The organism is Polyangiaceae bacterium (assembly GCA_020633235.1).
Classification (GTDB): Bacteria; Myxococcota_A; Polyangia; order Polyangiales; family Polyangiaceae; genus JACKEA01.
The window spans coordinates 1,893,330-1,913,021 of sequence record JACKEA010000001.1; the positions used below are offsets into that span (position 1 = coordinate 1,893,330).

Sequence of the window (19,692 nt, forward strand, 5' to 3'; positions counted from 1 at the left end):
CGTATCCTTTCACTTCGCCAGCTGCTCGAGCTTGTCGGCGAGGTTTTCCACCTTGGCCGAGGCGAGCAGCGCCATGATCACGTACACCTTCCAGTTCGCCTCGCGGGCCACGTTCACCACGTGCTTCTGCATCACGCCGGGGGAGACCTCGGCGCCGATGTCCGCGGGCAGGCAATGCATGTACAGGGCATCTCCCTTTGCGGTCTTCGCCATCTTGGCCTCGTCGCAGATCCAGTCCTTGTGGCCGGCGTTGCGCGACAGAGCGGCCTTCTCGATGTCCGCCATCTTCGACTTGTCCTTGTCGCGATTGGCGGCCACCCGCTCCAGCATCAGGTCGTAGGGGCCCCAGCTCTTGGGGTACACCACGTCCGCGCCCTCGAAGGCCTCCGCCATGGAGTGCGTGACACGGAAGCTGCCGCCGGACTCGCTGGCGTTCTTCTTGGCGTCGGCCAGCGGCTGATCCATCAAGGAATAGCCTTCCGGATGCGCCAGGGTGACCTGCGCGCCGTAGCGAGTGAGCAGCATGATGAGGCCTTGCGGCACGCTCAGGGGTTTGGCGTAGCTGGGCGAATAGGCCCAGCTGACGGCGATCTTCTTGCCGGACAGGCCTTCCGGGAAGTTTTCGCGGATCCACGACAGATCCGCCAAGCTTTGGGTCGGGTGGTCCACGTCGCACTGCAGGTTCACGATGGGCACCTTGCGGCGGTCGTCCGTGGCGGCGAGGTAGTCGTCGATGCCGCGCTTCACGTCGCGCATGAAGGCGTTGCCTTCGCCCAAGATCAGATCGTGGCGCACGCCCAGGGCGTGAGCGTTCATGCCCAACATGGCGCCCGTCTCGCTGGCCGTCTCTCCGTGGGCCACCTGGGTGGACGAGCCGTCCACGATCACCGGATGCATGCCGAGGCGCGCGGCGGCGCCGGCCCAGGCGCTCTTGGTGCGCGTGGAGTTGTCGAAGAACATCGCGTAGGCCAGCTCGTGGGGGCACAGCGCCGCGCGTTTGCCGGCGCGGTCCAGCTTCTGGAACGCGGACGCCACGCCCAGCAGCGCGTTCACCTCGTCCGTGGGCCAGTCTTGGGTGACGAGCAGGCTCTTGCCGAACAGGCGCGACAGTACTTTGGGATCGATCACTTCAATGCTCCTTCACGATGCGAGTTCCAGCGCGTCCTTCGAACGCGCGCGCGAGATCTTCCGGCTTGCAGATCACGACTTCCTTGCCGCCGCGCTCCAGGAAGTAGAGGGCAGCCTCCACTTTGGGCCCCATGCTGCCCGGCGGGAACTGGCCGCTGTCGGCCAGCGCTTGAAGCTCCGCGGGCGTGGTCTCTCGCAGGGCCGTGCGCTTTTCCGTCAAGAAGTCGCGATAAATGGCGTCCACGCCCGTGGTGATGAACATGCGCTGGGCGCCCAAGGCCACACCCAAAAGGGCGCTGGTCCGGTCCTTGTCGATCACCGCTTCGAGTCCGTCGATGTGACCGTCCGCCCGGCGCACCACCGGGATCCCGCCGCCGCCGCAGCACACCACCGTGGCTCCCGTCTCGGCGAGGCGCCGAATCGTCATCAGCTGCACGATCTCCACCGGCGACGGGGACGCGACGACGCGCCGCCAGCCGCGATGCGAGTCCTCCACCATGGCCCAGCCGCGCTCCGCCTCGAAGTGCCGCGCTTCCTCCTCGGAGTAGAACTTGCCGATCGGCTTGGTCGGTTCGGAAAATGCGCGGTCCTCGTGATCCACGAGCACCTCGGTGACCACGGTGACGACCTCCGGCTCTGCGCCACGCCGGACCAGCTCTTCACGCAAGTCCCGCTGGATCATGTAGCCGATGGCGCCCTGCGAGTCCGCCACCAAGGAGTCCAAGGGCACCTCGTGCACCTGGGACTTGGCGAGCTCCGAGCGCAGCTGCATGAAGCCGACCTGAGGCCCGTTGCCGTGGGTGAGCACCAACTGCACGCCGCGCTCCGCGAGCTCGGCAATGGGCACCACCGCGCGCGCCGTCACCGCGAACTGGTTCTCGACGGTCGGTGGCAACGCCGGATCCAGCAGCGAGTTTCCCCCCATGGCCACGACGACCAATTCGCTCACGGTTCCTCCTTGGAAACGGCGAGGCTAGCGCAGCCGCCCTCCCGCGGGGCGCCGTGGGCCCCCAAGGACACCGAGCGCAACGACAAATGTCATTTCCAGGCCGCCGCGCCCACGGTTTGGGGCCGTTCCATGTTGGTTCGCCGCGGAACCCGCTCGAATCGACTCGTGTGCGGGGTCAGTGCAGCGCAGTCTGCAGGCCCGGGTCGGAGGTTTTCGCGCAACTCCGCTCGACCGCCGTCGACTGGCGACGCATGAAACGCATTGCCCACGCATCTCTCCTCCTTTCAGCGTTCCTCTTCTGTTTGCCGCTGGTCAGCTGCAGCTCGGGTTCCGGCTCGGGAAGCGCCTCGGCCGGGTTGGTGGAAACCTGTTCCGGCCAGTACACCTGCACGGACGGATACGACGACGTGAGCTCGACCCTCGAGCAGCACGACGGCGCTTGCTACGTCGGCTCGATTCGCATCGACCCGGATGGCACCGCCTCCTACGACAACACCGTTCTCACCTGGTCGGGAGACGTCAATGCGTTCTCGCTATGCCAAGACAGCGACTGTCTGACGTGCACCGCAGACAACCCAAGCGCTGCCAGCAACACGAAGCCGGCAGCGAAGTCGTGCCAGGGCAGCCCTGACTCCTGTCCGAGCTACCCGCCGTGCGCTGACGTGCGCGGCTGCTACATGCACGTGCACTACGACGCCTTCGGCCATCCCGACAACACGTGCGAAGGCTACCCTGATTCGTGTGAATCGATGGGCGACGAGGAATCGTGCATCGAACAAGGTTGCGAGTGGATGTGACGCTCCCGGGTGAAGCAGCCGTGCCCACGTGAGCCGAATGGGTGAGTGGGGAACGACGTGCGAACGAACGATTCGCAGATCGGATATGTCTTGGGGTGTGAAGCCCGCCCTGTTCCTGATCCTGCCGTGCATTGCCTGTTCTTCTGTTGGTCCGCCGCGGCCACGTCCCGCCCCGCCGCCCGAGCCCGCGGCGGCAGTGGCGCCGGCGCCCGCGCCACGCACCGACGGAATGGCGCCGCCGCCCTTCACCGCCGCCGACGAAGGAGGGGCAGATCACAGCGGCGATTACCTGGAACCAGCAGGAGCGGCAGGTGACGCGCCCCGCCAACGCAACGCGCATCGAGCGCGTTCGCATCACCGTGCCTGCGGGCACCTTCGACGCGCAGCTCTACACCGTGGACGAGCTCCGGGACGACGGCCTGCGGCGCGTGATGAAAGACTGGTACGCGCGGGAGGTGCCGGGCATCCCGATCAAGAGTTGGATGACGCTGGATGGCCGCGTCGTCCACGACGCCGTCTTGGTCGAGAACCGCACGCGCTGACAATCCGCGACGGGATTCGCGCCGGACCAACAATAAGAAGACGGGCCCTTCGAGAAGTGGATACCCTCCGTGGGGTGATTGCCAAGAACGCTGCCGAGGCGCTGTTCCGGCGCGCATCCCGCCAGGCGAAGAAGCGAGTCGCTGCGGCGGAGGCGCAGGTGGAGCTGGTGCAAGGGCGTGTGGTACGAGCACGCGCTCTTGCCGTTCGACCGCTACCGTTTTCTGAAGCTGCCGACGTTTCACAAGAGCGAGCCCAAGCAGAAGGGGCAGGGGACGCAGGCGTTCGGCTTCGACGGGGAGGGGCGTGTGGTGCTGCATCGCAGCTACGCCACTCCCAACGCCTACGTCGAGCGGGCTTCGGCGTACGCGAAGGGTGGCTCGGAGTGGACGCGCTATCGCCGGGACGGCGCGTTGCTGGAGGCTGCGGTCATCCAGCTCGGCCCGCACGGCATCACCGAGCTTCGGATGTGGGACTGGGAAGAGGTCGGTCAGCACTGGAAGATCCGCTACGAGGACGGACGCCCGACGACGATGATGGTCGAGCAAGCGGTTCCCGAAGAGCCGCTCGCGAAGCATGAGCTGTCCGCCGAGTGGGACGACGAGGGCGCCTTGGCGCGGATCCAGCGTCACGATCTGGTGTGGGATCGCCGGCGCGTGGAGTGGGAGCGGCCGAAAGCGCGCAAACGAGGCTGAGACTGGGCGCGTGGACCAACGCCACCCGCCTCTGTAGGATGACCGCGATGGAGGCCGTTGGGCTCACGTGTCCAAACTGCGGCGGGGGGCTCGGCGCTCCGGAGGGGGGCGTGTACCTGTGCGGCTATTGCGCGCATCGCTCGCTCCCGGCGGCGCTCGGGTTCGATCCCGCGGAGCGCGCCGCGTCCCTGGCCGGGGCGTTGGCGGAGTTCGAAGCGCGGCGCGCACGGCCTGCCGGCGCGCGCGATGAGCTGCGGCGTCGACAGCGGGAAGCGCTGGCGCGGGGGCGGAGGGTGAACGCGTTCTTGATGCTCGGGCTCGGCGCGCTGTTCTTGCTGTTCGCCGTCGCCTGTGGCGCCCTCGCGGTGATATCGGAGGCGGGGCTCGGCGTGGTCGCGTTCGGCGGGTTCTGGCTCGTGCTGGGCGGCCTGCTGCTTGGGATCGGCCGGCGCTACTCGAGGAGTCACGCCCGGGAGCAGCGGCTGCGGGAGCAGGGGACCCGCGGCCGGGCGACGATCCTGAGCTTCAAGGACCTGCGCATGATGGTGGACGGCGCTCCGCGCTACGAGCTCGTGCTGCGCGTGGAGGTTCCGGGCGCGGAAGCGTACTCCGTGCGCCAGATCGACAACGTGCAAAAGTCGGAGGTGCTGTCGACCGGGGGCGACGTGCCGGTGCTGGTGAGCCCCACGGATCGCATGGACGTGCTCGTCGACTGGTTCGCGGCCTGACCGGACCCAGTCGACGAGACGCGCGCGAGCGTCAGGCGTCCTTCTTCACGATGTGGACGTTGAAGTCCGGAGTGCCCAGGGCGCCCCACAGCCGGAGCCAGAGCGGCAAGTACGACTCCGTACCGCGCGCCGTCGTGATGTCGCCCAGATCAATCACGCGCTTCCAACCGAACCACTCGGTGAGGATCTGCTGGACCTGCTTCTTTGCGTCGGCGTCGTTGCCGCTGACGAACACGTCGTGATCCCCCGGAATGCGCGCGGGATCCACCATGACCTCGCAGTTGATCGTGTTCAGCGCCTTGACCACCTTGGTTTCCGGATAGGCGCGCTGGACTTGCTCGCCCAAGGAGTCGTCGTTGAACACGCTCAAGGTGGGTGGCATGCCCTTGGAGAAATCGAGCGGGTTCGCGATGTCTACCAGGACTTTGCCGGAGAGGTTCTGCTTCCCGGCCGCTTCCAGCGCGGCCAGGGTGGCGCCGCCCTGGGTGCAGTTGAACACGAGCTCGCCGAAGGCGGCGCTGTCCGCGAAGGTGCCGAGGCTGGCCCGCGCCTTCGTGCTCTTGACCCAGGCCTGACCCTTGTCGTTGTCCCTGCTGCGGGAGCCCATCATCACGTCGTGTCCGAGCGCCACCAGCTTGCTCGCGATCGACTGACCCACCATGCCCGTGCCCAAAACCGAGATCTTCATCGTGTTCTCCTCTCGCCCCCGAACCTACGGTCCGCGGCCGGCAGAGTCAGCCCCGCCGAGGCTGGCTTCTGAATTGATCAAATGTAAATAATCAGACCATGGCGTCTCTTTCGGCGGTGGAGGCCTTCGTGGCGGTGGCAGAACGGCGGAGCTTCTCCAAGGCGGCGCGGGCCCTCGGGCTGTCCCCAGCGGCGGTGAGCCGCTCGGTGAAGCGCCTGGAAGCGGAGCTCGGAACGGAGCTGGTTCATCGCACCACGCGCAGCGTGGAGCTCAGTCGCGAAGGGCTAGCCTTTCACCGTCGCGCGCGCATCGCCCTGGAAGAGCTGCGACTCGCCGCCGGAGAGCTTTCGCAGTCGCGGCGAGAGGTTTCCGGGACGGTGACGCTTTCTGCGTCGCTGGTGCTCGGGCGCGTGCTGGCGGCGGAGCTTCCGCGGCTGCTCGACCTGCATCCGAAGCTCCGTGTGGAGCTCGAGCTCAGCGACAGTTACCGCCGCCTGGTGGACGACCGCGTGGACGTGGCCGTGCGCGTCGGTGTGGTGGACGCCGAAGGTCTCGTCGCGAAGAAGCTCTCGCGCCTCCGTTGGTTGACGGTCGCGTCGCCGGCGTACCTCGCGCGCTTCGGCATCCCGGAGCAGCCGGAAGACCTCGAGACCCACCGCTGCTTGGTCTTCCGCGGGCCCCGCGGCCGCGTCACCCCTTGGAGCTTCGCCGAGCCCAATGGATCGCTGGCGCTTGCGGGCGCGCTGGCCATCGACCAGGGTGAGCTGCTCGTCGATCTGGCGCTGGCGGGCGCCGGCGTGTGCCAGGTGTTCGACTTCATGGTCCGTCCGCACGTCGAGAGCGGCGCGCTGGTGGAGCTGTTCCCCGGGCGGAGCGCCCAGGGGCCGCTCTTGAGCGCGCTATGCCTCCCGGGCCAGCGCCGGAACGCGAAGGTCCGGGCACTGTTCGACTTCTTCGGCGCGTGCTTCCGCGAAAGGCTTTGATGGGGGATGTCGGTCCGGCGCGAGCTCCGTCGCGCGCGGTTGACACGGCGCGCCGTGAAGCGCTGACGTTTCAATCCGTTTCGTGCGCAGCGCAGAAGGCTGCGGAATGCGGGCGCACGCGGGGTGGAACGCAGCTTGCTGTACGTTGGTCATGACCGAGGGAACTGCGCCGGTAGCGCGGCAGGAGGACCCAGTGCTGTCCGCCATTCGGCGCCTCGAGCAACGCCTGGCGCGGATCGAAGACTCCGTGTCGCGGGCCGAGGGGCTCGCGCGGCAAGCCGTGCCCACCGCGGCGACGGCGCTCGACGTGCTCGACGACGTCGCCCGCCAGGCGGATGAACGGGGCATCGACGTCGACCAGCGGATGCGCACGGCGCTTCGGCTGCTCGAACGCGCGACGCAGCCAGAGACCGCGCGCATGCTCGAAAGGACCTTGGACTTGGCCGAAACGGCGCCGCAAACCCTCGCGACGGTGGCGGACGTGGTGGACGGGTTGATCGCCAAGGGCGCCGAGGCGGGCATCGACGTGGACGAGCGCCTACGGGTGATCGTGCGCGTGGCGGAACGCCTCACCTCTCCCGGCGCCCTCAGCGTGGCGGAGACGTTGGTTGGAAACCTCGACGCCATCTCGCGGCTGCTTGGCTCTGGCATCTTGGCCCCGGGCCCCGTGGAGGTGGTGAGCCGCGCGGGCGGAGCGCTGGCCAGCGCCGGATCCAACGGTGCGCCGAAGACGGTGGGTGCCTGGGGCGCGCTGCGCTCCCTCAGTGACCCCCGGGTGCAGCGCGCCTTGGGGTTCGCCCTGGATTTCGCCCGGCGCTTCGGTGATTCGCTGGACGCCCTGGACGCCGTTCCTGCCCTCGTGGCCTCCACTGAAGACGCGGAGTGATCGAAATGCAAAACCACCATTCAATCCTGATCGTGGGCGGTGGCGCCGGCGGCATCTCCGTGGCCGCGCGTCTGATGAACCAGCCGAACCCGCCGGACGTGGCGCTCATCGAGCCGTCCAAGCGGCACTACTACCAGCCGCTGTGGACGTTGGTGGGGGCCGGTGTGTTCGACAAGGAGACGACGGCGCGGCCACAGGAAGACTATGTGCCCGACGGCGTGAAGTGGCTCCAGACGAAGGTGAAGGAATTCTTGCCGGACGAAAACGCCGTCGTCACCGAGGACGGCGAGCGCCACAGCTACGACCAACTGGTGGTGGCGGTGGGCATGCAGCTCAACTGGAGCCAGGTGGAAGGGCTCGAGGGGAATGTCGGCAAGAACGGCATCGTCAGCAACTACAGCTTCCGCACGGTGGACAGCACCTGGGAGGTGCTCCGCAGCTTCAAGGGCGGCAACGCGATTTTCACGTTTCCCGCCACGCCCATCAAGTGCGCGGGCGCTCCGCAGAAGATCATGTATCTGGCGGACGACATCTTGCGCAGGAACGGCGTGCGGGAAAAATCCAAGGTGATCTACGCCGCCGCGAGCGCGGGCATTTTCGGTGTCCAGAAGTACGCCCGCGCGCTGAACAAGATCGTGGAGCGCCGCGAGATCGAGACCCACTTTCGGCACGATCTGGTGGCGATTGACGCAAAGAAGAAGACGGCCACGTTCCGTCATCTCGACAGCGACAAGACGCTCTCGCTCGACTACGAAGTGATTCACGTCGTGCCGCCGCAGAGCGCGCCGGACGTGGTCAAGAAGAGCAAGCTCGCCAACGCCGAGGGCTGGGTCGAGGTGCACAAGCACACCCTGCAGCACGTGCGCTACCCGAACGTGTTCGCGCTGGGGGACGCCAGCAGCCTGCCGACCTCCCGCACGGGCGCTGCGGTGCGCAAGCAGGCGCCGGTGCTCACCGAGAACCTACTGAGCTTTCGCTCCAAGCAGAAGCTCGCCGCGAGCTACGACGGCTACGCTTCGTGTCCGCTGATCACCGGCTTCGGCAAGCTGATCTTGGCGGAGTTCGACTACGACGGAAAGCCGGCAGAGACGTTCCCGTTCGATCAGGCGCAGGAGCGCTACAGCATGTACGCCCTGAAGGCCTACGGTTTGCCCGAGGCGTACTGGAACGGGATGCTACGCGGACGGATGTGACCGCGGCGGACCGACATCCAAACGAACAAAGCGCGAAACGTTGCTCCTGGGAGCGGCACTCGCCAAGGGCGTTTGACCCTGCCCAAGCTTTGGAGGACAAGGCCAAGCATGGCAGGACGGCGCGTGATCGTCACCGGCGCCACGGGCATGGTGGGTGGCCTGGCTCTCGAGCTGTGTCTCGCGCATCCGGACGTTTCCGGCGTGACCGCCGTCGGCCGCCGTCCGACCGGGGTCAGCCACGCGAAGCTTCGAGATGTCGTTCACGAGGACTTTTCGAGCTTCGAAAACATCGCTGACGTCTTTGCGGAGCAGGACGTGTGTCTGTACTGCCTGGGCGTGTATGGCGGCACGGTTTCTGATGACGTGTTTCGCGCGGTGACCACGGACTACACGCTGAGCTTTGCGCAGGCGCTTCACGCGCGGAGCCCCGGCGCGGCCTTCTGCTTCTTGAGCGGACAGGGGGCGGATCCGAGCGGAAAGAGTCGCATGGCGTTTGCACGCTACAAAGGTGCTGCGGAGAGCGGACTACGTGAGCTCGGCTTCGGACGTCTGCACGTGTTTCGACCCGGGTACATCCATCCGGTGACTCCGCGTACGGAGCCCAGCCTGGTCTATCGAACGATGCGCGCGCTCTATCCCGCGCTCAGCGCCGTGTATCCCAACGTGGGCGTCGAATCCGAGGACTTGGCTCGCGCAATGGTCCACGCCGGGCTCTTCGGGGTGGCCGGACACGACGATCCGGTGCTGGAAAACCGGGACATTCGCCTGCTCGCGGCGTCGCTCCGGCAGGAGTGAGCCACGGTCGCTCGAGCCGGTGTAGCATTCGCCAATGCGAGCTCGCTGGGTCGGACTCGGCCTCTGTGTTGCGCTGACCTGGGCTGCACCGGGCTTTGCGGACGAGCCGCTCGGCGCCGACGTGTTGTTCAATGACGCCGTCGAGCTGATGAAGGCCGGGAAGTTCCCGCAGGCTTGCCCGAAGCTCGTCGCCAGCCAGCGCTTGGAGCCGCGGCTGGGCACGCTCTTCACGTTGGCGGAGTGCCACGCCCACGAAGGAAAGATCGCGTCGGCCGTCGCTCGCTACGACGAGTATCTGCACGAGCTTTCGCGGGCCACGGCCTCGGAGCGGACGAAGGAGGCAGAACGCGAGGCCGTCGCTCGTGAGAAGAGCGAGCAGCTTCGGCCGGCTGTTCCGCAGCTGAGATTGACGCTGGCGAAGGACCTGCCCGGAGATGCGCGCGTGTATCGTGGAGACGTCGAGCTCACGCGCGCGTCTTTGGGCGTGTGGCTCCCGCTGGACCCCGGCCGCTACGAAATAGTCGTGGAGACGAAGGCGGGGAAGAAGTCACGGGCCGTCGAGCTCGCACGAGGAGACAAGAAAGAGCTTCGGCTCCAGATTCCGATCGCGGCGCCCAGTGCGCCGCCACCCGCGGGTCGGAAGCACCCCGACCCCGCGCCGCGAGGCGACCGGCCGACCTCGAGCTCGCGCTCGACGGTTGCTTGGGTGGCGATGGGGATCGGTGGGGCGGGGCTCTTGGCTTCCGCAGCGACCGGCCTCGCGGTGCTTTCCAAGAAGGGCACCATCGACGACAACTGCGGGATTGGTGGGGACTCGACGGCGTGCAATGCCAAGGGCAAGAGCGCGGCGGACGACGCCAAGGTCCTGGCCCTCATCAGCACCGTGAGCTTCGGTGTGGGCGTCGTCGGACTCGGGGCCGGCACCGTTCTGTTGCTCGGCGCCAGCGACGGCGGCGGCGGTAGTGGCGCAAATGTCGCAGTCCGCGGCGCGTTCTAGCGGTCGGGCAACAGATGGGGAGTATGATCTGCGCCATGGGCGAGGCGCTCGTGCCCGGCACCATCTTCGCCGACCGCTATCGGATCGTCGGGCAGATCGGGACTGGCGGCTTCGGCGCGGTGCACGCCGCGGTCCACGAGGTTACCGGACGCAAGGTGGCGCTCAAGGTGCTCTGGCCGCAGTTCGCGAGCGAGCCGCAGTTCCGCAATCGCTTCATGGTCGAGTGCCGGCTGGCGGCGCAGATTGGAAGCGAGTTCATCGTAGACGTTCTGGATGCCGGCATAGACGCGGCCACGGACATGCCGTTCTTGGTCATGGAGCTGCTCCGCGGGGAGAGTCTCAGCGCGCGGATTGCACGGAAGCGAACGTTCAACGCCGAGGAGACGATCACCTATTTGAGCCAAGTCGCGGTGGCTCTCGATCGTACCCACGCGCACAACATCGTGCATCGAGACCTGAAACCCGCGAATCTGTTCTTGACGGAGCGTGCGGACGGCGCACCCCTGGTCAAGATCCTCGACTTTGGCATCGCCAAGGTGGTGGCTACGAGCGCGCTCGAAGCCGTGAGCAATACCCTGGGCACGCCGCTCTACATGGCGCCGGAGCAGTTCAATCAGAGCGCTGCCACACCCTCCACGGATCTGTACGCCCTGGCGCTGATCGCGTTCAGGTTCCTGGCGGGCGCCCACTACTTCCGACTCGAGCAGGCGCGCGTGGAGAATGTGTATCAGCTCGCCCAGGCCCTCGCCTCCGGCCCGCAGGAGCCGGCGACCGTGCGCGCCAAGCGCTACCGGAGCGCGTTGCCGGCGGCGTTCGACCCCTGGTTCGCGCGGGCCGCGAACGCTTCGCCGAGCCATCGCTTTGCCTTTGCCAGTGAAGCCATCGGCAGCTTGTGCGATGCCCTCGGACTTCCGAACCGTCCGGCACTGCTGGCGCCCGAGCGACCGAAGCTGACGGGTGCGCTGAGCTTCGTTGCTGACAGTCTTGGCAATGCCGGCCGCGCCATGGAGCCGAAAGAGTCGTCCGCCGGACCCTTCTCCTTCGGAGTGGGGGATCGCGTCACGGCGGCAGCCGTTCCCGAGGCACCCGCCAGTGCCGCGACCCGCCGGGACGGCCCACAGCGCGCGCCGACCGAGCGGCTGCCGGCCCGTGCGACGGTAGTCTCGGCAGTGGCGCCGTCGCTCCGGGAGACGGTCCGCTCGGGAGCGGGAAATGGCGAGAGGGGCATCGCTCCGCAGTTCACGGAGCCGCTACCGACGCTGGAGGCGAGAGCCGCGCGGTCGAGCCGCCTTGCGACCACGATCGATGCCGACACGACGACGATGCCAGACAGCGTCGAAACTTCGGTGATGCAGTTTCCCGCGCCGTTCGCGCCCAGCGTCCAGCCGCGCTCATCCCGCCTGCGCATCGCCATCGTGGGTGGCGCCCTGCTGGCGGCGCTGGCAATCGGGGGCATCGCCCTCGGCGCGCTCGCGCTTCGGCCCTCCGCCAAGATCCTGTCGGTGCCCCGGGCCCCACGGGTGACCATCGCGAGCGGCGTCGCTTCGGCAGCCGCCGTCCCCGCGCCGGAGGAAATCCCCTCCGCTGCCGCCTCGGCGGAGCCGCCCGCGGTCGTGGAGCGCGAAAAGGCGGAGCCGTCGCCCAAGGCCAAGCCGTCGGCGTCGGCCGCCGAGACGCAGGATCCGAGCAAGCTCTGGTATCGATACTGAGGCCGCTGCCTCACGGAATGCAGCAGAAGGTCACCGGCTTGGTGGCCACGGCGGTTCCGCTGAGCGTGCTCGTGCTGGGCGCGCACGTCACGGCTGCCGGCGGAGCGGCGTTGTACTCGAGGTGCAGGGGAGCCGAGCTGGTTATCTTGACGCAGGTTGCGAGGGAGGTCGTCGTGGTTGGGCCTCCCGAGCATGCCGATGTGGGAAACATTCCCACCTGTCCGGCGCACTTTCCTTCGGGCGTCCCACAGCTGCACTTGGAGCATTTTCTCGTGTCGGAGACGCCCTCGTAGGCAACGTTGGCCTTCGAGTAGGCGCCGGCTGGACACGTCATGTCGCCGGATTGGTAGATGCAAACGTGTCCCGTCCCCGGGTCCGCGGGCAGGCAGGCACCGCCCTCTTCACAGCTGCCCGTGGTGTCTGCTCCGCCGCACAGCCGTGCCTCGCTGCCCCAGGTGGCAGCCTGGATGTCGTGCTGGTCGACTGCGGTGCACGCGCCGACCACGTCCGGTGGTTTGATGCGCATGGCGGGAGGGAGCGGCCCGGGGACGTTGACGCAGGCACCGGGAGCGAGCTGCGCCAACGAATTGCCGGCCGTGGAGCAGCCCGTGGCGTGACCGAACAACTCCGCGCTGCCGCAGGTGGGTGCGCTCGGTGGGTCACAGCTGCACGCGCAGGTCGCCGTGCCCGGCTGAAACTCGGAGTGGACTACGAGCTCCGCGCTGGGAAAGGCTGCCGGGCAGTCCGGCGTCGACGCCGAGCCCTGGACCAGCACGGGCCCCTTCCAGCCACTGGGGACTGGCGGCACACACGTCTTGCCCAGGCTCTCGCAAGACGCCGTCGCGCCCGCGCTTCCATCGAGGCCGGCGGCGCCCGATGCGCCGCTGGGGATCTCGCGGTAGTCCGCGTCGACGCCCGTGATCTGCGCACACGCGGTCACGAACACCAACCCGACGTACCCGGCCGCTCGCATCTGCAACCAGTTTGCCACAGCGGCTGCGTGGCGGTGCACAATCGTGTCGGTACCGCGGCGGACCAACAAAAGCAGACGCTAGAGGAGCGCGATCACCGCGCTGGCGCTGTCCGTGGTGGAGCCGTTGCCGAGCTGACCGACAGCGTTGTAGCCCCGGCACTTCCGCTTTGACTCATGCTGCACGGTTGCTTGCCTCGGCGCAACGTAGCGCGAAGTGTGCTGTCTTCGGGCTGCGGAAGATAGGATAACTTCTTCATGAGCTCGATCTACGACGACCTGGTGGACTGGTACCGGCTGCTCGATCCGCTCGCGGATCACGCGGAGGAGGCTGCAGCGTTGGAGGCCGCGGCCCGCCGCGTGGTGCCCGACGCCACGACCCTTCTCGAGCTGGGATCTGGGGCGGGGAACGGCGCGCACTTCATGAAGCATTCCCTCCGCTGCACGCTCACGGACATCTCACCGGCAATGCTGACCCTGAGCCGCGCGGTGAATCCGGAGTGCGAGCATCTGGAAGGAGACATGCGCTCGCTGCGGCTCGATCGTAGCTTCGACATCGTGCTCGCTCACGACGCCATCGTGTACATGACCACGCGCGCGGATCTGATCGCCGCCTTGGAGACCGCGTTCCTCCACACGCGGCCGGGGGGCGTGGCGCTGCTCGCGCCCGACTGCGTGGGCGAGTCATTCAAGGAGCTCTCGCAGCTCCACGAGAACGACGATGGCGTCCGCTCGCTCCGCTGCCTGGACTGGATGTGGGATCCGGAACCGTCGGACGAAACCTATCGCGTGGATTACTCCCTCTTGCTTCGCGACGGGGCGGTGCTTCGTTCATGTCACGAGACGCACATCGAAGGCCTGTTCACGACGGAGACGTGGCTCGGCACCTTGCGCCAGGTGGGCTTCGACCCGGGGATCGTTCCACGGTTCTTGGATGACGAAGAAGTCGACGCGGGGTACGCGCCGCACGTCTTCGTCGCCCACCGCCGCAGCTGACGCTTCTTGTTGGTCCGGCGCGGAACCGGCGCTCAGCGCTCCGGCGGAGGTCGTCGCGTGCACTGAGATGGGTCGGCCTCGGGGGCGCTCGCCGGCGCGTCGGAGCGACGGCCGATCGGGATCTTCTCGTGTGCAGGCGGTCTGCGCGCGCACCCGAACGCCAAAAGCCGGACGACCGCTGCGTGGCGATCGAGCGCGGTCAGACGTTCCCGCTTTCCACTTGCGCCTTCATGCGATCGAGCATTCCAGCCAACTCCGTCCCGGCCTTTTGGGCGCGTGAGTCGGAATCCTGGCTGCGGCGGTACTCGAGGTAGGCGTGGTCGAGCTGCCGCATCATCTTGGTGACCTCCGACACGCGGGCAGTGTCGAGGGTGTTTCCCTTGAACACCCCCGCGGCCAGTCGATCCGCGGAACCCAAACGCGCCGGCAGCAGTTCCGCCTGCGCCCGCAACGAAGGTGGAGCTTCATCGCGCTCAGCGAACTCGTCCACCTGCAACGTAGCGTCCAGGGAGTCGATCAACTCGCCCAGGGCTCGCAGAAATACCCGTACGCGTGCACCCTTCATGGAAGACCTACAACGCCCGGACGGTGGCGAGGGCGCCTTCGACGGCGGCCCAGTCGAAGGCGGGCAGGCCGTCTGCCGCCCAGCGGCGACCGACCTCGATCAGGGCTTCCCGACGCGTGCGGGCCCACCGGGTAATGCCTGCGACGTGAGTCCTCCCCGGGCGAGCCTCGATCTTCCAGTCTCCTGCGTCGGACACGGCGTTCCGAGGAGAAATCCGGACGTCCAACGCCGGCCGTCGGCTTCGAGCTCGTAGACCATCGTCGCCTTGTCGCGGTACTGCGCGACGATTCGGAGCTTGGTGGACGAAAGGGCGGTTGGGCTTTTGGGGGACAAGTGTTCCTTTCGATCGAAGAGCGCGATTGTTGGCGTGGCGGACAAGCGCGCGTTCGACCGTGCGTCGCTGAGGTCACCCTACCGCGAAACCCACGCTGACCAAGGTGACGAAACAAGAGGCCGATTGTGAAGTCGTCCAACAGGTGCTAGCTTTCGCTTCCCCAGAGGGCGGCCCGGCCGTCGGCCGCAGTCGCCCTAACCAAGACCCGCGAACGCGTGTGGCGACCCGCGCAGTGGGCGCTGTTTCCCTTCAGCCGTGGAAAGGCGTTGCATGGACACCATCGTAGATTCGTCGAGCCCCATTGCCGTTTTCGAGCACAAGAAGCGCCGTGAGTGGGGACTCGGGGTGTTGGCTTGGGAAGCGGAGGACCGCCGGGGTTACGTTTTCGAGAACGGCCAAACACGCGTTCTCATGCACCCCTTCTATTCGCTCATGACGCCCGTGAAGCGATCTGCCGGGGAGGTCCGGGCCCTGCTCGAGTGCCTCAAGCCAGAGTTGGAGGCGGCGCGAGCAGAACGTGGGTCGGTGCACACTCCGAGGTCTCTGACGTCTGCGATGTCTTTCGAGGAGCAGTTGCTGCTATTTCGCGATCGATTCCCGCAAGGGTTTTCGGATCCCGCGTGGCTCGAGGATCAGCGCGGCCTGGGTGCTCCCAAGCGTGTTGGAGCACACCGGGATCCGGCGATCGCCGAGGCTCGGCAAGTGCTGGACGCGGCCGTCCTCGAGAGCCGGCTCGCGAAGCAGGAGTACGGTGAGGTCTTGGCCGACATGGGCGCGTTGCTTCGCCGAACGGATTTGGTCCCCAGCGGTGAGATCGCTCCATTGCTGGAGGTAGAGGAAGGGCAGCAGAGAGTCCTGGTGAACGCGGTGCTCGACTTCCTGCATGGAAACGATCCGTTCGGCCCGCGCTTCGATCAATTCTTGTTGGCGTACCGACAGGTCATGGGCGCGCCCCCGGGGTGGCAGCTGACGACGACGCTTCCTGCCCTGCTCGATCCCGAGAATGTCGTTTCGATTCGACCCACGGCGTTCCGGGCTCAAGCCAAGCTTCTGGCTCGGCGGCTCGCCATCCCGACACAACCGTCTGCGTCCGGGTATCAGCGGTGTGTGGCGCTCGCCAAGTTCACGGCCGCCAAGCTCACCGAGCGTGGGCTTCAGCCGCGTGACATGCTCGACGTGCTGGACTTCATCCGCGTGACGACCAGCGCGGCGGCTCGCCGCCGTCTATCGGAGCTCAAGAGCGCGATGCCTTAGGCTTGCGTCTCTGCCGCGAGCAGTCTTTCCAGCTCGGACAGATCCACCTTTGCCTCGTTCAGCTTGGTGAAGGCCCGCGTGGACCACGCGGGTGATCGTCGTCTTCTCGGCTCGCCGAGACTTTTCCAGCTCGCCGAGGACGCGACGACCCGGGGATCGTTCCACGGTTCTTGGATGACGAAGAAGTCGACGCGGGGTACGCACGTCTTCGTCGCCCACCGCCGCAGCTGACGCTTCTTGTTGGTCCGGCGCGGAACCGGCGCTCAGCGCTCCGGCGGAGGCCGTCGCGTGCACTCGGGCCAAAGCGTGCCGTCGCCGCGGTACGCCACGCAGTTTCCGTCCTCGCAGCGCGGTGTGCCCGCCACTTGGTTGGCGCAGCCGTCCTTGCACTCCCGGAGCCTCGTGCGGTTCTTCTCGTACCAGTGGGAGCTCACGGCGCCGTAGGCGCAGCTGTTCCTGCAGTCCGCGGCCGACTTGCACTCGAAACGAGATGGGTCGGAGCCCGGATCGAGCGCGGGCCTTGCGACGCTCGACGGCGCCGTCTCGGACTGTCGCTCCGACGCTTCATGCCGGGTGCAGGCGGTGGCCAGGGCGAGGGCGAACAACAAGCGAATCATTCGCCCCGATCCATGGCGTCGGAGGCCAAGCGGCGCAAGATGCCATCCGGCTCCGCGAGCCCTTGGGCGACGATTTCCTCTGCGCGAGCCGCGTCATCCGCCAGGGCGTAGATGCGAAGTTGGGGCGCGTTGCCCGACGGTCGCACGTGGGCGACGTCTTCGGAGGCGAAGTAGATGCGGATGCCGTCGAGATAGTCGAGCTCGACGATGGCGCCGAAGCCGGCGAAGTGGCGCGCAAGGGCTGCCCGGATTCTCGTCAGCTCTCGGTCGAGCTCCGCGGTGGCCGCGTGCTCTCGACCCGAGGCATCGCGCCACGTGATTCGTCCTTCGAGAAACGACACGTGAACAACGTCGGGGTTCGTCGGGCCGAAACGTTCGACGATGGCGCGGCTCACGGCCGGATCGACTTGATCCAATAGGCCGCTCTTGCCGTGGCGCCTGGGGAGTGCGGCGAACATCTCGCCAAGGGTCTGCCCTTTCGCGCGGGCGGCCGAGAGCGTCGCTACTATGGGCAGCACGGCGTCGCGGGTGGGGAGCGGCGCGAGGGCGCCGTCGGGGAGCTGGACTCGCGACGCCAGGAGGAATCCGCCGTTGGCTTCCCAGCCCATCACGCGCTCGCCTTCGAGCGTGTCCATCGCCGCGATGACCCAGGGAGAGCCGATCCGCGTACGGACGACCTTCACACCCCGCGGCGCGAAGTGCCGTTCGATGGCGTCTGAAGAGCTGATGGGCACGGCGATGGCGTCCGCCTGCAGGAAGTCCGCGACCACGAGCCCGACTCGATCGCCGCCGAAGAACTGGACCCGACCGTCGGCATCGACGGACAGCAGCATGGGACGATCACTGTCGCCGTCGGTCGACGCGATGGCGTCGAAGCGACCGAACCGCTCGAGCGCGTCGTCCGCGAGCGCCTGTATGGCTGCGAGCTGAGCGTCGGAAATGGCTTCCGTGTCGATGGCGACGAAGCTCTCGGAGCGGCCCGTCGCGTGCACGGTCGCGCCCAGCCCGCGGAGCACCTCGGCGAGCACCTCGCGTCCGACGGCGGAGTGCTCGTAGAGCAGCACCGTGGTGCCCGAAAGAGCGTCCGACGGAAACGCGTCGAGATAGCGGCGGACGTAGGCGGCGCGGCCAGCGTCCGAGGCAGGTGGGAGCTCGACGCGCTCGCGCAGCATGCCGCTGTCGTCGAAGGCGGACGCCAGGGGGTCCCTTTCGTATTCCGAGTGGCGGGCGCGGGCCACGGCGGCGAGGATGTCCGCTTCGTCGGCCTTCAACACCTCACCGGCGCTCTTGTTGAACTTGATGCCGTTGCGATCGAAGGGGATGTGGCTGCCCGTGACCATGATGCTGGGACAGCGGCGCAGGAGGCCGAAGTAGGTGAGGGCCGGCGTGGGGATGCGCCCGACGTAGTCGACCGTTAGCCCGCGGTCGCGAACGGCACGAGCCACTGCCCGGAGGATGCGCTCCGTGCTCGGGCGCTGGTCGCCGGCGAGCACCACGGGGGTTCCGGGAACGGCGTCTCCGATGGCCACGAGGAAGTCCAAGAAGCCAGCGGTGTTGATGTACGCCTCGAGATCCGTGATGTCGGTGACCAGCCCGCGCAGGCCGCTGGTGCCGAACGTGAGGCGAGCCGGATGCTTTCCTCGGAAGCTCGTCGCGGGCTCGCGGCCGGGGACGCCGGCCACGAACAACACCGCGGGCTGCTCACTCGCCACCTGGTAGGGGCTGGCGTCCGGCACGAGGCACGCTGCTCCGGGTGATAGCGAGTGCTCTTCTCCGGCGACACGCACGATGGCGGTGCCTTGAACGCAGAGCACGGTCTCCGCTCCGTTGGCGACACGCTCCAGAGTATGGCCGGGAGCGAGCTCCAACCGCTGAAGGCCCAGAACCGGCGCCGGCACCGGATAGCGGCCCACCACGTGGGCGCCGTCCCACACCGGCGAGACGATGGGCGGAACGCGCGCGTCGAAGCGCACCACGGACAAGAGCTCTCGGACGTCCACGTGCTTCGTCGTGAGCCCGGCGCGCAGCACGTTGTCGGAGCTGGCCATCAGCTCGATGCCAGCGCCGCGGAGGTAGGCGTGGGGCACGCCGGCGGGTAGGAACAAGCCCTGCCCGGGCTCGAGGTGGACGTGCTCCAGCAAGAACACGAACACCAGCCCCGGATCCGGCGCGGCTCTCCCCTGCGCTCGGTGAGCGGCGAGGGCCCAGTGCTCGGGACTGTCGAGGTCCAGCGCTTCTTCTTCGAGGCGAGCGAGCAGCTGGGCGAGAGCAGTCTCCACCACGGTGGGCGGCAGCGCGAAGTAGGTCTCGAGCACGGTTGCGATCTCTGCCCGCCGCGGCAAGAGCGCGCCAAGCTCCGGCACTCGCTCCAGCATCGTCGCGATCTCCTCCGGCGGGCGGAAACCGCACAGGGCATCGAAGGGCGTGAGCGCGACGATCAGCTCGGGCTTCTCGCTGTCGTCTCGATAGCAGCGATGGGCAGCATCTCGAGGCACGCCGGCGCGTTCTTCGCGTTCGAAGCCACGCCGCGCCTGCTCCACGCTCGGATGCACCTGAATGGAGAGCGGCCGGTCCGCGGCCAGCACCTTGAGCAGATAGGGAAGTCGGCCGTAGCGAGCGAAGTGCTCGGGACCGATGAGGGTCTCGGAGACGAGCGAGTCCAGCGGCGTGCCCGCCGCGGTGTGCGCCGGTGCGACGGGATGCGCGCCGTACCAAGCCTCGGCCACGGGCTTGCCCGTGGCGGCTCGTCCCAGAAGCTCCGGGATGAACCGGGGATCTCCCCAGTCGTAGTGGCGGAGGTTGGGCGTGAGGACTAGAGCGTGAGCCATCGGAACGGCGAGACTCTACGCGGGTTTGGTGGGCCTGCCG

General features: G+C 67.5%; 20 protein-coding genes. 12 read left to right on the forward strand and 8 right to left on the reverse strand.

From position 1 onward, the window contains the following. Nucleotides 1-9: 9 nt before the first annotated feature. Together H6717_08335 and H6717_08340 are read right to left on the reverse strand one after the other, a co-directional pair. Nucleotides 10-1,128 (reverse strand): knotted carbamoyltransferase YgeW, encoded by a 1,119-nt coding sequence (locus H6717_08335; GenBank protein MCB9577018.1) that lies wholly within the window; start codon nt 1,126-1,128, stop codon nt 10-12. Between the two features lies 1 nt (nt 1,129). Beyond that, nucleotides 1,130-2,077: a carbamate kinase gene (locus H6717_08340; GenBank protein MCB9577019.1), complete on the reverse strand. Its 948-nt coding sequence runs from the start codon at nt 2,075-2,077 to the stop codon at nt 1,130-1,132. 251 nt (nt 2,078-2,328) lie between these two features. Here H6717_08340 and H6717_08345 point away from each other — a divergent pair, with 251 nt between their 5' ends. The 4 genes from H6717_08345 (at nt 2,329) to H6717_08360 (ending at nt 4,837) form a co-directional block, all read left to right on the forward strand. Beyond that, a complete protein-coding gene (locus tag H6717_08345) occupies nt 2,329-2,874 on the forward strand; it encodes a hypothetical protein (protein MCB9577020.1) in 546 nt (181 codons plus the stop codon). Nucleotides 2,875-3,185: 311 nt separating this feature from the next. Further along, nucleotides 3,186-3,416 carry a hypothetical protein gene (locus tag H6717_08350; GenBank protein MCB9577021.1) on the forward strand — a complete coding sequence of 77 codons (231 nt, stop codon included), beginning with the start codon at nt 3,186-3,188 and terminating at the stop codon, nt 3,414-3,416. Nucleotides 3,417-3,593: 177 nt separating this feature from the next. Further along, nucleotides 3,594-4,109 carry a hypothetical protein gene (locus H6717_08355; protein ID MCB9577022.1) on the forward strand — a complete coding sequence of 172 codons (516 nt, stop codon included), beginning with the start codon at nt 3,594-3,596 and terminating at the stop codon, nt 4,107-4,109. 47 nt (nt 4,110-4,156) lie between these two features. Then, the gene (locus tag H6717_08360; GenBank protein ID MCB9577023.1) at nt 4,157-4,837 is read left to right on the forward strand and encodes a hypothetical protein; all 681 of its coding nucleotides are present in this window, start codon (nt 4,157-4,159) and stop codon (nt 4,835-4,837) included. Nucleotides 4,838-4,868: 31 nt separating this feature from the next. On the opposite strand, the gene H6717_08365 is transcribed toward H6717_08360, so the two are convergent. After that, nucleotides 4,869-5,525, reverse strand: coding sequence for an NAD(P)-binding domain-containing protein (locus H6717_08365; protein ID MCB9577024.1), 657 nt, complete (start codon nt 5,523-5,525; stop codon nt 4,869-4,871). Nucleotides 5,526-5,623: 98 nt separating this feature from the next. Between H6717_08365 and H6717_08370 the strand changes: the two genes are divergently transcribed. From H6717_08370 to H6717_08395, 6 genes are all read left to right on the forward strand, one after another. After that, nucleotides 5,624-6,508 (forward strand): LysR family transcriptional regulator, encoded by an 885-nt coding sequence (locus H6717_08370; protein ID MCB9577025.1) that lies wholly within the window; start codon nt 5,624-5,626, stop codon nt 6,506-6,508. 151 nt (nt 6,509-6,659) lie between these two features. Next, the gene (locus tag H6717_08375; protein ID MCB9577026.1) at nt 6,660-7,394 is read left to right on the forward strand and encodes a DUF1641 domain-containing protein; all 735 of its coding nucleotides are present in this window, start codon (nt 6,660-6,662) and stop codon (nt 7,392-7,394) included. A gap of 5 nt (nt 7,395-7,399) precedes the next feature. Further along, complete coding sequence (locus H6717_08380; protein ID MCB9577027.1) at nt 7,400-8,587, forward strand: NAD(P)/FAD-dependent oxidoreductase; 1,188 nt, start codon at nt 7,400-7,402, stop codon at nt 8,585-8,587. A gap of 108 nt (nt 8,588-8,695) precedes the next feature. Next, nucleotides 8,696-9,382 carry a hypothetical protein gene (locus tag H6717_08385; GenBank protein MCB9577028.1) on the forward strand — a complete coding sequence of 229 codons (687 nt, stop codon included), beginning with the start codon at nt 8,696-8,698 and terminating at the stop codon, nt 9,380-9,382. 34 nt (nt 9,383-9,416) lie between these two features. Further along, nucleotides 9,417-10,379, forward strand: coding sequence for a hypothetical protein (locus H6717_08390; protein MCB9577029.1), 963 nt, complete (start codon nt 9,417-9,419; stop codon nt 10,377-10,379). Nucleotides 10,380-10,414: 35 nt separating this feature from the next. Further along, nucleotides 10,415-12,088 carry a serine/threonine protein kinase gene (locus tag H6717_08395; GenBank protein MCB9577030.1) on the forward strand — a complete coding sequence of 558 codons (1,674 nt, stop codon included), beginning with the start codon at nt 10,415-10,417 and terminating at the stop codon, nt 12,086-12,088. Between the two features lie 10 nt (nt 12,089-12,098). Here the strand turns inward: H6717_08395 and H6717_08400 are convergent, their stop codons facing one another. Next, complete coding sequence (locus tag H6717_08400) at nt 12,099-13,061, reverse strand: hypothetical protein (protein MCB9577031.1); 963 nt, start codon at nt 13,059-13,061, stop codon at nt 12,099-12,101. 255 nt (nt 13,062-13,316) lie between these two features. On the opposite strand from H6717_08400, the gene H6717_08405 reads away from it, so the two are divergent. Continuing rightward, nucleotides 13,317-14,054, forward strand: a complete 738-nt coding sequence (locus H6717_08405; GenBank protein ID MCB9577032.1) for a class I SAM-dependent methyltransferase — start codon at nt 13,317-13,319, stop codon at nt 14,052-14,054. A gap of 199 nt (nt 14,055-14,253) precedes the next feature. On the opposite strand, the gene H6717_08410 is transcribed toward H6717_08405, so the two are convergent. Further along, entirely contained in the window at nt 14,254-14,619 is a 366-nt protein-coding gene (locus tag H6717_08410; protein ID MCB9577033.1) for a hypothetical protein, read from the reverse strand. Nucleotides 14,620-14,626: 7 nt separating this feature from the next. After that, complete coding sequence (locus tag H6717_08415; GenBank protein ID MCB9577034.1) at nt 14,627-14,815, reverse strand: hypothetical protein; 189 nt, start codon at nt 14,813-14,815, stop codon at nt 14,627-14,629. A 408-nt stretch (nt 14,816-15,223) separates the two neighbouring features. On the opposite strand from H6717_08415, the gene H6717_08420 reads away from it, so the two are divergent. Then, a complete protein-coding gene (locus H6717_08420) occupies nt 15,224-16,207 on the forward strand; it encodes a hypothetical protein (protein ID MCB9577035.1) in 984 nt (327 codons plus the stop codon). A 263-nt stretch (nt 16,208-16,470) separates the two neighbouring features. Here the strand turns inward: H6717_08420 and H6717_08425 are convergent, their stop codons facing one another. Next, the gene (locus tag H6717_08425; GenBank protein ID MCB9577036.1) at nt 16,471-16,824 is read right to left on the reverse strand and encodes a hypothetical protein; all 354 of its coding nucleotides are present in this window, start codon (nt 16,822-16,824) and stop codon (nt 16,471-16,473) included. Then, nucleotides 16,821-19,652 carry a mannose-6-phosphate isomerase, class I gene (gene manA / locus H6717_08430; GenBank protein MCB9577037.1) on the reverse strand — a complete coding sequence of 944 codons (2,832 nt, stop codon included), beginning with the start codon at nt 19,650-19,652 and terminating at the stop codon, nt 16,821-16,823. Before manA ends, H6717_08425 begins: the two co-directional genes overlap by 4 nt. Between the last annotated feature and the right edge of the window lie 40 nt (nt 19,653-19,692).